Here is a 16,036-nt window from a genome sequence, read left to right on the forward strand (position 1 = left end):
TCTCCAAGCCCCGCCCGTTCACCGTCAACGCCGGGCACCTCAGACGCACCTTCGAACGCCTCGGCGTCGTGCAGATCGACTCGGTCGCTCGGCTCGTGCGCGCCCACTACCTGCCGTTCTTCTCCCGGCTCGGGCCCTATGACACGACCCGGCTCGACCGGCTCTTCAACTCCGCTCCGCGGATGGGCGTCGAATACTGGAGCCACGAAGCCGCCTACGCACCGATCGAGATCGTCAACGGCTGGCACCGCAGGCGCGCCGAATGGTTCCGCCGCGACCTCGGCCAGCGCCACCCAGAGACCGGCGCGGACTTCGTCGCACTCATGCACGATGTCGAAGCCGCCCTGCAGGCCGGGCCCGCAACCGCCCGGCAGCTGGCCGAGCGCGTCGACCATGCGATCCCCGAACGTCCCAAGGACCACTGGGGCTGGAACCACAGCCACACGAAGCGCGCCGCCGAAGCCCTCTTCCACGCAGGCCGCATCTCTGCTGCCGGGCGCAACCAGCACTTCGAGCGCCTCTACGCCCTGCCCGCCGACGTCCACCCGGCACTGACCCAGCCGCCGCTGCGCTTCGGCCCCGAGGACGACCCCACCCTCGGGCTGCGGCCGGAGACCGGGCGGATCCCGCGCGGTGTGACCGGCGTCGACGATGAGATGCTCGCCCCGATGCGCACCGCCGCCCGGGCTCTGGGCATCGGCACACTCGACTGCTTCGCCGACTACTACCGGGCCCGCCGTGCCGACACCCGCGCTGCGATCACGACGCTCGTCGGCACCGGGGAGCTCATCGAAGTCGACGTCGCCGGGCAGCGCGCCTACCGCTGGCACGAGGCCCCGGTCCCGAGGCGGGTCGAGGCGTGTGCGCTGCTGGCGCCTTTCGACCCGCTCGTGTTCAACCGCCGGCGGGTCAGCTGGCTGTTCGGCTTCGACTACCGCATCGAGATCTACACGCCTGCCGATAAGCGCATCTACGGCTACTATGTGCTGCCGTTCCTGTGCGGCGACCGGCTCGTCGGCCGTGTCGACCTGGCAGCTGACCGGCACCGCGGTGACCTCAACGTCTACGCCGTGCACTGGGAGGACTGGCTGGAAGGCAGCCAGCGCGATGAGTGCCGGCAGGCACTCGAGGCCGAACTGGAGCAGATGCGGCACTGGCTGGGGCTGACACGCACGGTGTTCGGCGTCAGCGAACAGGAAAGCGCCTGAGGTTTGAGCCGCCGTTCAGCCCTCAGGCGCTAAGCTATTGGACGGACGACAGTCAGAAGCAAGAACGACACCCCCTGCACATCGGGTGGGTGACAAGGAGAATCGTGGCCAATTTCCTGGAAAAGCTGCTGCGCACCGGCGAGGGCCGGACGCTGAAGAAGCTGCGCACCTACGTCACGGCGATCAACAATCTCGAAGACGAGTTCAAGGAGATGACCGACGCCGAGATCCGGGAGGAGACCGACCGCTTCAAGGAGCGGATCGCTGATGGCGCCACTCTCGACTCGCTGCTGCCCGAGGCGTTCGCGGCAGTCCGCGAAGCCTCCGTGCGGACCCTGGGCATGCGCCACTTCGACGTCCAGCTCATGGGCGGCGGCGCCCTGCACCTGGGCAACATCGCTGAGATGAAGACCGGTGAGGGCAAGACGCTGGTCGCCACCGCCCCGGCCTACCTCAATGCGCTGTCCGGTAAGGGCGTCCACGTCGTCACCGTCAACGACTACCTCGCCAGCTACCAGTCCGAGCTGATGGGCCGTGTGTTCCGGTTCCTCGGCATGGAGACCGGCTGCATCATGGCGCAGATGTCGAACACCGCCCGCCGCGAGCAGTACGCCGCCGACATCACCTACGGCACGAACAACGAGTTCGGCTTCGACTACCTGCGCGACAACATGGCGTGGAGTGCTGAGGAGATGGTCCAGCGCGGCCACAACTTCGTCATCGTCGATGAGGTCGACTCGATCCTCATCGATGAGGCCCGCACCCCGCTCATCATCTCCGGCCCGGCCGAAGGCGACGCCGACCGCTGGTACGGCGAGTTCGCCAACGTCGTCAAGCGCCTCAAGGCCGAACGCGACTACGAGGTCGATGAGAAGAAGCGCACCATCGGCATCCTCGAATCCGGCATCGAGAAGGTCGAGAACTACCTCGGCATCCAGAACCTCTACGACCCGGACAACACCCCGCTCATCAGCTTCCTCAACAACGCCATCCGCGCCAAGGAGCTGTTCAAGCGCGACAAGGACTACGTCATCCTCGACGGCGAGATCCTCATCGTCGACGAGCACACCGGCCGCATCCTGCGCGGGCGCCGCTACAACGAGGGCCTGCACCAGGCGATCGAGGCCAAGGAGAACGTCGACGTCAAGCCGGAGAACCAGACTTTGGCGACGATCACCCTGCAGAACTACTTCCGCCTCTACGACAAGCTCGCCGGCATGACCGGCACTGCCGAGACCGAGGCAGCGGAGTTCATGTCGACCTACAAGCTCGGCGTCGTCCCGATCCCGACGAACAAGCCGATGCAGCGCGTCGACCAGTCCGACCTCGTCTACAAGACCGTCGAAGCGAAGTTCGATGCCGTCGTCGACGACATCGTCGAACGCCACGCCGACGGCCAGCCGGTGCTCATCGGCACCACGAGCGTGGAGAAGAGCGAATACCTCTCCAAGCAGCTGTCGAAACAGGGCGTGCGCCACGAAGTGCTCAACGCAAAGAACCATGAGCGTGAGGCTGCGATCGTCGCCCTGGCCGGACGCAAGGGTGCGGTCACCGTCGCCACCAACATGGCCGGCCGCGGTACCGACATCATGCTCGGCGGCAATGCCGAGCACATCGCCGTTGCCGAGATGGCTGAGAAGGGCCTCGATCCGAAGGAGAACGAGGAGGAGTACGAGGCGCTGTGGCCGGAGGTGCTCGCAGCGGCTGAGAAGCGCGTCGAGTCCGAGGCCGAGGAGGTTCGCGAAGCTGGTGGCCTCTATGTGCTCGGCACCGAGCGCCATGAGTCCCGCCGCATCGACAACCAGTTGCGCGGTCGTTCCGGCCGTCAGGGCGATCCCGGTGAGTCCCGCTTCTACCTGTCGCTGCAGGACGACCTCATGCGCCTGTTCGGCTCCGGTGCTGCCGAGCGGATCATGTCGATCGCCGATGTGCCCGACGATGTGCCGCTGGAGTCGAAGATGGTCACCCGCGCCATCCTGTCGGCCCAGACGCAGATCGAGCAGCGCAACGCCGAGCAGCGCAAGAACGTCCTGAAGTACGATGACGTCCTCAACCGCCAGCGCACCGTCATCTACGGTGAGCGTCGCCGCGTGCTCGACGGCGCGGACCTGGCCGAGCAGGTGCAGCTGTTCCGCGATGACGTCCTCGACGCCTACGTCTCCGGTGCGACGAACGGACCGCCGGAGAAGTGGGAGATCGACAAGCTCTTCGAGGCCCTTGAAGAGCTCTACGACCCCTCCATCACTCCTGAAGACCTGGCCGATGACGCCGGCGGCAAGGAGAACCTCACCCGCGAGAAGATGCTCAAGGAGATCCGCGCCGACGCCGACCTCGCTTACGACAAGCGCGAGGAGGAGCTCGGCGAGGAGGCGATGCGCGAGCTCGAGCGCCGCGTCGTGCTCTCGGTCATCGACAAGCGGTGGCGTGAGCACCTCTACGAGATGGACTACCTCAAGAACGGCATCGGCCTGCGTGCGATGGCCCAGCGCGACCCGCTGGTCGAGTACCAGCGCGAGGGCTTCGAGATGTTCAACACCATGCAGGAGGGCATCAAGGAAGACGTTGTCCGCCTGACGAACAAGCTCGAAGTCCAGGTCCGCATCAACCCGGGCGAGGACCTTGAGGATCCCAGCGACGACTTCGTCGAGGTCGAAGCCGAAGAGCTCAAGCCGAAGAAGCCGAAGATGCAGCTCTCCGCCCCGAGCGAGACCGGCGACGCCCAGGTCATGCGCTCCAACGGCCAGACCAGCGGCGGCTCTGCCGCCGGAGCCGACGAAGACTCCGCACCGGCCCCGGCCAACCGGGCTGAGCGCCGCAAGGCCAAGAAGAAGCGCTGATCACCAGCTCGTGATGGCGGTCTGTCGGCAGCATCCGCTGCCGCAGGCCGCCATCAGCATTCACGGACGAATCGACGGTTGGCTCAGGCGGTCTCCAGCGGTTCAGGCGGTTTCCAGCTGGGTGACGAGCCACCGGTTGCGGATGTGCTCCAACCGCAGGGCGACCGCACGGTGGCGCCGGCCGGTGTTGACGACGACCGCCGCCTCGGCCACGCGCGGGCCGACAAGGCACACCCGCGGGTTGCCAGCAGAGAGCATCGCAGGACGCGGTGGTGCCGCCTTGGCCAGCTGCTGCCGGTATGCGGCATGCGCGCGGATCCGCTCGAAGAGATCCGGGGCCACCCATTTGCCGACCGATGACGGGGCACGCGTGCCGCCGAAGATCTCGATGATCGCCACCGACAGTGACGACGCGGCCGCCTGCAGCGCTTCGATGAGGTCCTGTTGCTCGGCCTCCGCTGCGCGGCTGGACTCGGGTTCCGGTCGCCGCGTGGCAGCCGGAACTGGCGACGGTGCCTGTCTCGGTGCAGTCTCGGCGCGCGGCCTGGGGCGGGTGAGGGTCAGTTCGCCGGGTGCGGCGTCGGTCATCATCGTGGTCATGGCATCTCCAATCGCTGTCCAGGCATGATGAGGTTCGGGTCGGCACCGATGATGTGCCGGTTGGCGTCGTGGATCGCATCAACGCGATCAATGAGCTCTGCGCTCTCGGCCCCGGCGTAGTGCTCGGCGGCGATCGTCCAGAGGGAATCTCCTGCGCTCACCGTTGCAACGTCAGGCGAGGCCGGGGTTCTGTGATCATCTGAGTCCCTGCCGTTGTCCGTTCCCGAGGTGCCGGGCTGCTGCGTGGGAGCGTCCGGATAGGGAGTGGTCGGGTCCTCGTCATCGGCAGTCGGTGACGTCGATTCCTCCGATGGCGGAGCCGGGCTGTCAGTCGGGCCGGCGGACGGTGAGTCCGGCGACCGGGTCGGCCAGCCAGGGGAGGAGGGCGCTGTCGTGCTCGACTCTGCAGGGCGGGTCGGCCAGCCGGGAGACGGCGCATCGGGTGTTGCCGCGGCGGCCGTCGCGAAGCCGGTGCCTGTCAGGATGAGGCCGGCACACGAGGCGGCGACAACACGCCGGAACCTGGCCGGGCTCATCGCAATCGCCGCCTGGGCGCAGCGGTCGGCAGCCACGTGACCGAACAGCCGAGTCGCATGGGCGAGACCACTGAGCACCGTGGCGCACGTGAGACGCGCACCGGCGAGGACTGCTGCACTGCCGGCGATGAGCACCAGACCGGCGCCGATGTCACCTTGACCGAGCGCCGCCATCAGCTCCGGGGCGCTGGCACACAGCCACAGGGTCATGACGATGTGTGTGAGGCTCAGCAGCCGTGTCAGCCAGATCAGCATTTCAACTCCTATCAATGTGCTTATAAGAATGACAAAGCATAGTAAACGAAGTCAATAGATACTAAAAAGTAGTATTGAGATTCGACTGGATTCGAATGACAGAGATTGAGCTGAGGTGTGTGCGGAACCCGTGCCCGGCGTTCGCTGTTCTGCGATCATGGGCTCATGACTGAGCCGACATCACCGCGCGGAGACGACACCTCAGGTGTCGATCGCGTCGAGGCGCTCTTCGCCGACCTCGCCGCTGAGGAACAGGGGCGCACCGCCCATGAGCGGATGGGTGAGCTCGGGGATCTTGTCGCAGGAGAGTTCGCCGATCACGGTCTCGCCCACCGGCTCGCCGGTGCTGTCGGCGCTCCGGTCGAGGTGCATGTCGCGCGCACATGGTTCGACGGCATCATCGATGCAGTGGGGCAGCAGTGGGTGCTGCTGCGCGGACGGGTGCCCGGCGCCCCACGGGCGCTGGTGAACCTGGCTCGGGTCGACCATCTGCGCATGCGCCGGGTCGCCCACGGCTCTGATGCCGTCATCTCCCGGCTGTCGATCCGCTCCCCGCTGCGCAGGTTCGGCGAAGGCCGACGCGAATGCCGGGTGTTCTGCGGATCCGACGGCCAGGTGTTGGAGGGAATGGTCGATGCCGTCGGCGCTGACTACCTGCAGATCCGCCGCGGAGCCGCCGTCGATCTTGTGCCGCTGCATGCGCTGGCAGCAGTGCAGGACCTCACGCCAGGTGACAGTGTCTGACGCTCAGACGTCGACGCGGCCTTCCCGGATCTCCTGCTGAGTCTGGGAGTACATCCGCTGAATGTAGTCCTCCAGCTCAGCCTTCTCGATCCGCCACTGCCCGCGGCCACCGACCTTGATGGCGCGCAGCTCACCGGAGCGCACAAGAGCGCGCGCCTGCGTGACGGTGACATTCAGGATCTCCGCGACGTCGGTGAGGGGGAGGAAGCGGACTTCGGCAACCATGATCGGCACTCCTTTGCAGCTGCGCACGCAGGCGCTCGCGCCCGGTGCTCTGCAGCTCGTTGTGATCGCCTCCATCATAGACGACTTTGCTGCCAGATCGTGGCGTTCGCTGTGACTTGTGGACAGTGGTGTTGTCCACAGCCCTGTTCCCATGCGTCGCCTTATATGTAAGGTAGTCCGAGATGGCGGGCCGGCACCGACCGACCCGCCACTGCAGTCCCCTCGAGCAAAGGAGCTCCATGTCCTTCCGCGAACCCAAGCGCGCCGAACGGCTGCGCCCACCGCGCTGGCGCGACCCCAAGCTCATCATCGGAGCGCTCATCGTCGCCGCCTCGATCCTCGGCACCTGGTTCATCGTCAACCAGGCAGCCAACACGATGACCGTCTGGACCGCCTCCCGCCCGCTCGTGCCCGGCCACGCCATCACCGCCGATGACCTCAGCGCCACAGAAGTGCGGATAACCGAGGCGGAGGAGCACTACCTGCCGACCAGCGCAGAGATCCCTGCCGGAGCGACCGTGCTCTCCAGCATCGCCCCCGGCGAACTCATCCCGGCCTCCCAGGTCGGCACGGCCGACCAGCTGGCCGGCCGCGTCATCGCCCTCGATGTGCCAGGCGGACTGCCCGGTCAGGTCGACGCCGGTTCGACGATCGACCTGTGGGGCACCGACACCCGCATCGAAGACTCAGCACCCGAGCTCATCCTCAGCAGTGTCGCCGTCATCTCCGTCGATCGCGACAGCGGCGGGTTCGCCGGTGCGAACACCAACCGGATCGAGGTCTTCGTCCCCACCGAGGACATCGACGCCGTGCTCACGGCCCTGGCCGGTGAGCATCACATCTCCGTCGCGGCAGTCCCGGAGCATGGATGAGCGCCCATCCGCCTGTGCCCACCGGCGTCATCGTCGCCGTCGACCGGGACCACGAACCGACCGTGACCGCACGGCTGAGCGACGCACCCGATTTCACGATCGTGCGCCGCCCGGCCGATGAGGTCGAGCTGCTCGCCGCAGCCAGTGCGGGGATGGGCGCTGTTGTCGTGCTCGGCCGCGAATTCCCGGGTCTCGACGCCGAGGTGGTCCGCCGCCTCCATGGCACCGGCGCCCGCCTGCTGGGCCTCGGGGACGACGAGGAGCAGTTCCGCGCCTGGGGTGTGCGCAGCCACGTCTCCCCGTGGGACCCGCCCGAGGTGTTCCTCGCCGCGGTGCGCGACTGCGCCCAGTCGGTGGCCGTCCCGCCCAGGCCTGCCGAACCACCGCGGGCTGCCCAGACCCGCGAACCCGGACCGGTCATCGCCGTGTGGGGAACCGGCTCAGCCCCGGGCCGCTCGACCGTAGCTGCCGGACTTGCGTATCTGCTCAGCAGCCAGGGCACCTCCGTCGTCCTCATCGACGCCGACACCGTCACCGCCGGACAGGCGGCCATGCTCGGCGTCGTCGACGATGCCCCGCAGCTGGCAGCACTGTGCCGCCGCGCAGCCAGCGGCGTCCTGACCCCGGAACTGTTCAGCCGGCACCTGACGGCGATCAGCCCGCGCCTGCATCTCGTCACCGGTCTCAGCCGCGCCAGCCGCTGGCCGGAAGTCCGCCCAGCGCTGCTGAGCACGATCCTCGATGCCGCAGCCGCCACCGCCGATGTCGTCATCGTCGACATCACCGATCGCATCGACCCCGATGACGAATTCGCCGACCCGCACTACGACCGGCACGCCGCCACCCGGGCGGTCCTCGACCGCGCCGACCACACGCTGCTCATCGCCCAGGCCGACCCGCTGGGCATTCAGCGGCTGGTGCGGCTGCTGGAGACCGAGCGCGGTGAGGAGCTGCGCGAGACCGCCACGATCGTCATGAACAAGGCCCGCGCCTCAGCGGTCGGCGCTGACCCGCAGACGGCGATCGACGCGACACTGTCCCGGTTCCTCGGACTCGACGGCTGCCACTACCTGCCCGATGACCGAGCGAATGTCGACGCTGCGGTGCTGGCCGGGCAGGCGATCACCGAACACTCCCCGCGCAGCCCGCTCAGCCGCGCGCTCGGTCAGCTTGCCGCAGCCCTGCCCGGGCTGCCCGAACCGCAGCTGCGCCGCCGCGACCGCAGCTCCAAGCCGGCGGCCGCGCGTCGGGTTCGCCTTCCGCGGCTGCGCCGGAGGACAATGGCCACATGAGCTCATATGTGCGCGCATACGTCCCCGTGACCTCTCACCATCTCGTCTCCGCCTGGCCGGCGATCACCGATGTGCTCGCCTTCGCCCCTGACGCCAATGGGCGCGCACTGCGCTCTGATGCCGGTGAAGAAGCCGAATTCACCGCACAGATGACAGCCGCCGAAGCCTGCCTCGACGAGGCGTTGCGCACAGGCGGCTCCCGCGTCGTCATCGCCTGCGACATCCCGGTACTCGGCACCCAGGTTCGCTCCGTCGGCGCCGGCCTGGAGGCCTTCGGCCCGTTCAGCGTCGACCCGAGCCGGGTTGTGAGCTTCCACATCGACGACCCCGAAGTCGTCGCGGCCCTGCCGGACGATCAGGAGGCGGCTGCTGCGCTGCTGCGGTCCTCGCCGCTGCTGTGGTTCGACGCCTCAGAGGTCGGCGATCTCCTCGAGGCGTTCGCCCAGCAGCCGTTCGACGGTCGGGGCGATCGCGGCCTCGACAGCTGAGCCGAACAGCGGAATCGACGAGGTCACCTCGGCGACAACGGAGATCTCGGTGCCCGAACCGCTGATATCGGCAGGATCGGCGGCAGCGAAGTCGATGACGGCGCTGACCGCGACCGGCACCCCGGGCACCTGGGTCGACTGCTGAGCCCGCGCTGAGGACGCATCGGCAGCGGTCGCCGGAAGTGAGAAGTCCTGTTCGATGCGCGCGGTCTCCGGCAGGAACCGGCGCGCGGAGTCCGGCACCTCGTCAGCCGGCAGCGGAGCCGAAGTGCGCACCTGCAGACCCTCGGCGACCGAACCGGTGACCGTCGCCTCGGCGGTGGCATGCTCCCATATCTCACGTGACTCCAGGCGAGCGAGAATACGGTGCAGCGGGGCGGTCGAACGGCGCTGTGCGGTGATCGTCTTCATGGTGTCAGTCTGCCATGTCGGGTACTGGCGAGCCGACCCGGCTGCGGGCATGAAAACCGCCTCATTCGCGGTTAGGGTAGAGGCGGGCAGCGAGGCTGCTGTCCATCGCCTCATGTACTGACCAATGAGAAGGTGACATAGTGACCGAGGTCCGCTCGACCGAGATTGCACAAGCGTGGACAGACCTGACGGGATCGATTCCTCCCGCCGACCTCATCCCCGCGTACTTCCCCCGCATCAGCGACGCCGAGTATGAGACCTACGGGCCCAAAGCCCTCGCCGCGTCCGCCGCCCGGCACTACGACGTCGCCCGCGGCTTCGACGGCACCACCCCCGTCGTCTCGCTGACCAACCTCTCAGCCAGCGATGCCGACTACGCCGGCAACCGCACCGTCATCAACATCGTGCTGCCCGACACCCGCTACACGCTGTCGTCGATCATCTCCGAGCTCACCGGCGCCGGACACAACATCCGCGCAGTGCGCCACCCGATCATCGTCACCGAGCGCGCCGGCGACCAGCTGCAGATCGTGCCCTCGGCCGAACTGTCCCGCACCACCACCTCGACCTCGGCGCTGCCGACCATCACCCCGGGGATGTCGTCGACGACCCGGGCGAAGGAGTCCTGGGTCCACCTGGAGATCGACCAGGTGCCCGAGGAGCAGTTCGACGAGCTGCGCGCCCAGATCGCCCGTGTCCTCGAATACGTCATCGCCGCCGAAGCCGACCGCGAGCAGATGCGCACACGCGCCCATGAACTGGCCGAACAGCTGCGCAGCACCCCACCGCGGCCCGAGCTGGCCGACGAAGCCGCCGAATCCGCCGAGCTGCTCGACTGGCTCTCCGGCCGGTTCGCGTTCCTCGGCTACCGGGAGTACTCGCTCGACACCACCGGCGAGCAACTCGCCCTGCACCCGATCGAGGGCACCGCGATGGGCATCTCCGCGCTGCGCCCGGCCCGGTCCTCGCAGCTGTCGAAGAACGTCGCCGCCCGCGCCGAAGAGCCGCGTGTGCTCGTGCTGACGAAGGCGAACTCGCGCTCGCACGTCATCCGCCGCAGCTACCTCGACTACGTCGGCGTCAAGACCTATGACGCGAACGGGGCGGTCATCGGTGAGCGCCGCTTCGTCGGCCTCTACACCTCGGGCATGTACAACGCCTCCGTCCTCGACATCCCGGTGATCCGGCAGAAGGTCGCTTGGATCCTGCGCGAATCCGGCGTCGAACGCGACACCCACTCCGGTGACGAGCTGCTCTCGATCCTGGAGACCTACCCGCGCGATGATCTCTTCCACGCCGATGTCGAGGAGATCTTCGAGGTCGTCATGCAGGTCCTCGATCTGAAGGAGAAGCGCGAGTCCCGCGTCTTCATCCGCCGCGACCCCTACGCCCGCTACGTCTCCGTGCTCGTCTACGTCCCCCGCGACCTCTACGACACCGACTCGCGCCTTCGGGTGGAGAAGGTGCTGCGCGACGCCTACCAAGCCGACACCGTCGATTTCGATGTGCTGCTCAGTGAGTCGGCGCTCGCCCGCCTGCACTTCGTCGCCCGGGTCCCGCGCAACATCAGCCTGCCCGAGGTCGACGCGCACACCGTGTCCGAGCGGATCACCAGCGCGCTGCGCTCCTGGTCCGAGGACGTGTGGGAGTACCTCGCCCCGCACAACGCCCGCCACACCGCAGCCGAACTCGACCGGGCGCGCACCTGGTCCGAGGCGTTCCCGCCGTCCTACATCGAATACAACACCCCGCAGGACGCTGTTGAGGACATCGCCCTGTTCGAGCAACACGACAGCGATGACGAACCGCTTGTCAAGATGGTCCGGCCCAGGGGAGTGCCGCGCAACCAGGCCCGCCTGTCGTTCTACCGGCTCAACCCGGCAGGCCTGTCGGAGATCCTGCCGTTCCTGTCGAACCTCGGCGCCTCCGTCCTCGACGAACGGCCCTACGAGATCGACCTGCCTGATGGCAGCTGCCGCTACATCTACGACTTCGGACTCGAGTTCGAAGACGAGATCTCCTCGCAGGACTTCGAGCGCATCGAAGAGGCCTTCGCCGCCGGCTGGAAGGGCCTGCGCGAGACCGGCAGCATGGACCGGCTCATCGTCGCCGGCCTGCCGTGGCAGGACCTCGCCGTGCTGCGCGCCTTCACCCACTACCTGCGCCAGGCCGGCTTCTCCTACTCGGACAAATACCTCGGCTCCGTGTTCACCTCGAACCCGGACCTCTCAGCGCTGCTGCTCGGCTACTTCCACGCGAAGTTCGACCCGGACCTGACCCCGGCCGTCGGGACGCGTGAGGAGCACATCGCCCAGATCCACCACCGCATCGAGCAGGCACTGTCGGAGGTCACCAGCCTCGATGCCGACCGTGTGCTGCGGGCAGTGCTCTCACTCATCGACGCGACCGTCCGCACCAACGTCTTCCAGCCCGAGGACGGCTCGCTGCCCCGGGCGGCGGTGTACAAGATCCTGCCCCCGCAGCTCGACTTCGTACCCAAGCCCAAGCCGGCCTACGAGATGTGGGTGTACTCACCCGAGGTCGAAGGCGTGCACCTGCGCTTCGGCAAGGTCGCCCGCGGCGGCCTGCGCTGGTCGGATCGCCGCGATGACTTCCGCACCGAGGTGCTCGGACTCGTCAAGGCGCAGATGGTCAAGAACGCCCTCATCGTGCCCACCGGCGCCAAGGGCGGATTCGTGCCCAAGCAGCTGCCGGATCCCGCACAGGACCGCGATGCCTGGCAGGCCGCCGGACAGGCCGCCTACGAGGTGTTCATCAACTCCCTGCTCGACGTCACCGACAACCTCGAATACACCCCCGAGGGCAATGTCGTCGTCCACCCCGAGCGGACCGTCATCCACGATGACGACGACTCCTACCTCGTCGTCGCAGCCGACAAGGGCACCGCCCGGTTCTCCGACGTCGCCAACGGGATCGCCACCAGCCGCAGCTTCTGGCTCGGCGACGCGTTCGCCTCCGGCGGCTCGGTCGGCTACGACCACAAGGCGATGGCCATCACCTCCCGTGGTGCCTGGAAGTCCGTCGAACGCCACTTCCGCGAACTCAGCGTCAACACCGCCACCGATGACTTCACCGTCGTGGGCATCGGCGATATGAGCGGTGACGTGTTCGGCAACGGCATGCAGCGCAGCGAGCACATCAAGCTCGTCGCCGCCTTCGACCACCGCGACATCTTCATCGACCCGGACCCGGATCCGGCCCAGTCGTTCGCTGAACGGCGCCGGCTCTTCGAGCTGCCGCGCTCCTCATGGCAGGACTACAACCCGGAGCTCATCTCCGCAGGCGGCGGAGTGTACTCCCGGTCCTCGAAGTCCGTGAAGCTGAGCGAACAGGCCGCCAAGCGTCTTGGCATGAGCCCCGGCCAGTACCGGCCCAACGACCTCATCCGCGGCATCCTTTGTGCCCCGGTCGACCTGCTGTACAACGGCGGCATCGGCACCTACATCAAGTCCTCCCAGGAGACCGCCGCTGACGTCGGCGACAAGGCCAACGACGCTATCCGCGTCGATGGTGCTGAGCTGCGCGTGCGCGTCGTCGGTGAGGGCGGCAACCTCGGTGCCACTCAGCTCGGCCGCGTCGAGGCGGCACTCGGCGGCGTGAAGATCAACACCGACGCCGTCGACAACTCTGCCGGTGTCGACTCCTCTGACCAGGAAGTCAACATCAAGCTGCTGCTCGACACCCTCATCAAGAACGGGGCCTTCAGCTCTGATGAGCGCGTCGACGTGCTGCTGTCGATGACCGACGAGGTCGCCGACAAGGTGCTGGCGAACAACTACAGCCAGAACGTCCTCCTCGGTGAGGCCCGCGACGGCGCCGACGTCATGTCCGGCACCCACCGCCGCCTCATGCGCTACCTGGAGCGCAACGCCGACCTCGACCGGGCTGTCGAGTTCCTGCCGACGACCAAGCAGCTGGCCAACCGCACCTCGACCGGCGGGGGACTGACCTCGCCGGAACTGGCCGTGCTGCTGGCCTACGTCAAGATGAACGCCGCTGATGCGATCCTCGACAGCGACGTGCCGGACGAGGAGTGGACCAACGAGCACCTGCTCGCCTACTTCCCGGCCAGCCTCGCCGAGCGCTTCGGCGAGCACTTCGCCGAGCATCCGCTGCGCCGCCAGATCGCCACCGCACGCCTCGTCAACCGGATGGTTGACCGCGGCGGACTGACGTACATCTTCCGGATGGTCGAGGAGACCGGTGCGACGATCCCGCAGATCGCCCGCGTCTTCACCGTCGTCAGCGAGATCTTCGACCTCGACAGCCACTTCGACGACATCTGCGCACTCGACAACGTCGTCGACTCCAGCGTCCAGGTCAAACTCCAGCACGGCTACGTGCGGCTGCTCGACCGCGCCTCCCGGTGGCTCGTCCACCAGGCGCCGACGCACCTCGACGTGCCCTCGGGCATCGAGCGCTACGGCTCGATCCTCGAACAGCTGCGCCCGCAGGTCCCGCAACTGCTCGAAGGCACCGACGCCCGCGAGCTGGAGTCCAACGCCCAGGCGTTCATCGCCGAAGGCGTGCCGGAATCGGTCGCCTACCGGGCGGCGGCGCTGCTCGACGAGTTCGCGCTGCTCGACGTCGCCCAGATCGCCAACCGGCTCAGCATCCACGGCGAGGACGTCGCCGAGGTGTACTACCAGGTCACCGACCTGCTCTCCGGTGCCGAGCTGCTGCAGCTCATCGGCGAACTCGACCGCTCCGACCGCTGGTCGGCGTTGGCTCGCGGTGCGATGCGCGATGACTACTACCAGGCCGTCTTCGCCGTCGTGCTCACCGTGCTCTCGGCGACCGAGGCGGAGGGGGCGACCCCAGCCGAGCGCGCCCAGCACCGCATCGCCCAGTGGCGTGAGAACAACGAGGCATCGCTGGGCCAGGTGCTCGAGACGATCGATGAGATCCGCCAGCTCGACACCGTCACCCAGACGCCGCTGTCGGTGCTGCTGCGCATGATGCGCGGCATCGTCCGCTCGACTGTCTGGCAGTCAGAGGAGAGCTGAGACCGGGGAGAAGACGATGCACCCGCACAGCGACATCGACGCCACTGAGCACTTCACCGACCAGCGGGATTTTGAGTGGCTCAGCACCCTCGTCGGCGACTGGCAGCTGTTGGCTGACCTGTCGTTCGCCGACCTGCTGCTGTGGGTTCCCGCCACCGAGGCGCCGGGCAGGTTCCGGGTGGCCGCCCACTGCCGGCCGACCACCGGGGCGACAGCCTACCCCGAGGACGTCGTCGGGCTCATCAGCGTCGGCATCGAAACAGAGCTCATGCAGCGGGCGTGGGACAGCCAGGAGATCATCATCGCTCCCGGCCAGGACGAGATCCACGATTCCAGCGCTCCGATCGCCGGTGCCGAGGTGGTGCCGGTCGTGCGCGAGGGCCGGGTCATCGCCGTGCTCACCCGGCACACTGAGGAGCTGCGCCGCAGCGTGTCCTCGCGGCTGGAACGCAACTACCGGGCATGCGCTTCGATGCTGCTGACGATGATCGCCGAGGGCGACTACCCCAACCTCGACGACGATGCCGCCGGCCACCACGGCGACTCCCGCGTCGGCGACGGGATAGTCGTGCTCAACCGCGAGGGGCGGGTGCGCTATGCCTCGCCCAACGGCATCTCCGTCCTCCACCGCCTCGGCCACGATGACGAACTGGAGGGCCGTTACCTCAACGAGGTCGTCGCCGGCCTCGTCGAGCAGCTCCGGCCGGTCGATGAGACCCTCCCGGTTGTGCTGACCGGTCGCGCACCGTGGAGCACCGAAGTCGAATCCGGCAGCGTTATCGTGACCCTGCGCGCAATCCCGTTCACCCGTGCCGGCAACCGGATCGGGGCGGCGATCCTGCTGCGCGATGTGTCCGAGATCCGCCGGCGGGACCGGCAGCTGCTCAGCCGTGACGCGATGATCCGTGAGATGCACCACCGGGTGAAGAACAATCTGCAGACGGTTGCGGCGCTCCTGCGCCTGCAGACCCGCCGCATCTCGTCGGCCGAGGCGAAGGGTGCGCTGGAGGAGGCGACGCGCCGCGTGTCGATCATCGCCGTCGTCCACGATGTGCTCAGTCAGGGCCTTGACAGCGAGGTCGATTTCGATGAGATCGTCGACAAGGGCCTCAAACTCACTCCCGAGCTCGCCAGCCCGCACGTCGAAATCACCCTGCAGCGCACCGGCAGCTTCGGCAAGATCTCCTCGGTCGATGCGACGTCCCTGGCACTGGCGCTCACCGAGCTGGTGACCAATGCCGTCGAGCACGGCTTCCCGCTCGATCTCAAGAAGCCCGCCACCGATGAGCGTCTGCAGGCCACCGTGTGGGTCGAACCCGAACGCGTCGGCAACCGGCTGCGTGTCACCGTCGCCGATGACGGCGTCGGCCTGCCGGAGGAACAGGGGCCCGGCAGCGGACTCGGCACCCAGATCGTCAAGACGCTCGTCTCCACCGATCTGGGCGGGGAGATCACCTGGCAGGCTCGCAAAGGAGGCGGCACCGCCGTCATCATCGACGTGCCGCTCGGCCGCGACCGCTGAGTGAACATACAGCAGCGGC

At 67.6% G+C, this 16,036-nt stretch carries 12 protein-coding genes; 8 read left to right on the forward strand and 4 right to left on the reverse strand.

The genetic code is table 11. From position 1 onward, the window contains the following. Together M3C25_RS11685 and secA are read left to right on the forward strand one after the other, a co-directional pair. Positions 1-1,208, forward strand: a 1,208-nt coding sequence (locus tag M3C25_RS11685) for a winged helix-turn-helix domain-containing protein (protein ID WP_259856829.1), incomplete at its 5' end; no start/stop codon positions are given. Between the two features lie 104 nt (positions 1,209-1,312). Continuing rightward, positions 1,313-4,045 carry a preprotein translocase subunit SecA gene (gene secA / locus M3C25_RS11690; protein WP_259856831.1) on the forward strand — a complete coding sequence of 911 codons (2,733 nt, stop codon included), beginning with the start codon at positions 1,313-1,315 and terminating at the stop codon, positions 4,043-4,045. A gap of 102 nt (positions 4,046-4,147) precedes the next feature. On the opposite strand, the gene M3C25_RS11695 is transcribed toward secA, so the two are convergent. Both M3C25_RS11695 and M3C25_RS11700 read right to left on the reverse strand, forming a co-directional pair. Beyond that, entirely contained in the window at positions 4,148-4,645 is a 498-nt protein-coding gene (locus M3C25_RS11695; RefSeq protein WP_102162873.1) for an Rv3235 family protein, read from the reverse strand. Beyond that, on the reverse strand, positions 4,642-5,436 hold the full coding sequence (locus tag M3C25_RS11700) for a LysM peptidoglycan-binding domain-containing protein (RefSeq protein ID WP_259856833.1): 795 nt from the start codon (positions 5,434-5,436) through the stop codon (positions 4,642-4,644). Before M3C25_RS11700 ends, M3C25_RS11695 begins: the two co-directional genes overlap by 4 nt. 165 nt (positions 5,437-5,601) lie before the next feature. On the opposite strand from M3C25_RS11700, the gene M3C25_RS11705 reads away from it, so the two are divergent. Continuing rightward, positions 5,602-6,180: a hypothetical protein gene (locus M3C25_RS11705; protein ID WP_259799385.1), complete on the forward strand. Its 579-nt coding sequence runs from the start codon at positions 5,602-5,604 to the stop codon at positions 6,178-6,180. A 3-nt stretch (positions 6,181-6,183) separates the two neighbouring features. On the opposite strand, the gene M3C25_RS11710 is transcribed toward M3C25_RS11705, so the two are convergent. Then, complete coding sequence (locus M3C25_RS11710; RefSeq protein ID WP_102162876.1) at positions 6,184-6,405, reverse strand: helix-turn-helix domain-containing protein; 222 nt, start codon at positions 6,403-6,405, stop codon at positions 6,184-6,186. A 239-nt stretch (positions 6,406-6,644) separates the two neighbouring features. Between M3C25_RS11710 and M3C25_RS11715 the strand changes: the two genes are divergently transcribed. From M3C25_RS11715 to M3C25_RS11725, 3 genes are read left to right on the forward strand one after another with little or no spacing between them, the layout of a single operon-like run. After that, entirely contained in the window at positions 6,645-7,277 is a 633-nt protein-coding gene (locus M3C25_RS11715) for a CpaB family protein (RefSeq protein ID WP_259856834.1), read from the forward strand. After that, complete coding sequence (locus M3C25_RS11720) at positions 7,274-8,569, forward strand: CpaE/TadZ family protein (protein WP_259856836.1); 1,296 nt, start codon at positions 7,274-7,276, stop codon at positions 8,567-8,569. The genes M3C25_RS11715 and M3C25_RS11720 overlap by 4 nt, the downstream gene beginning before the upstream one ends. Further along, a complete protein-coding gene (locus M3C25_RS11725) occupies positions 8,566-9,057 on the forward strand; it encodes a DUF6912 family protein (protein ID WP_146004403.1) in 492 nt (163 codons plus the stop codon). Before M3C25_RS11720 ends, M3C25_RS11725 begins: the two co-directional genes overlap by 4 nt. Here the strand turns inward: M3C25_RS11725 and M3C25_RS11730 are convergent. Then, positions 8,980-9,468: a DUF2505 domain-containing protein gene (locus M3C25_RS11730; RefSeq protein ID WP_259856838.1), complete on the reverse strand. Its 489-nt coding sequence runs from the start codon at positions 9,466-9,468 to the stop codon at positions 8,980-8,982. The two genes, M3C25_RS11725 and M3C25_RS11730, sit on opposite strands and share 78 nt — an antisense overlap. A gap of 140 nt (positions 9,469-9,608) precedes the next feature. Between M3C25_RS11730 and M3C25_RS11735 the strand changes: the two genes are divergently transcribed. Together M3C25_RS11735 and M3C25_RS11740 are read left to right on the forward strand one after the other, a co-directional pair. Then, positions 9,609-14,495 carry an NAD-glutamate dehydrogenase gene (locus M3C25_RS11735; protein ID WP_259856844.1) on the forward strand — a complete coding sequence of 1,629 codons (4,887 nt, stop codon included), beginning with the start codon at positions 9,609-9,611 and terminating at the stop codon, positions 14,493-14,495. 16 nt (positions 14,496-14,511) lie between these two features. Beyond that, complete coding sequence (locus M3C25_RS11740) at positions 14,512-16,017, forward strand: sensor histidine kinase (protein WP_170274768.1); 1,506 nt, start codon at positions 14,512-14,514, stop codon at positions 16,015-16,017. The last annotated feature ends 19 nt before the right edge of the window (positions 16,018-16,036 follow it).

Origin of the sequence: Brevibacterium luteolum, from assembly GCF_025147615.1 — a bacterium.
Classification (GTDB): Bacteria; Actinomycetota; Actinomycetes; order Actinomycetales; family Brevibacteriaceae; genus Brevibacterium; species Brevibacterium luteolum.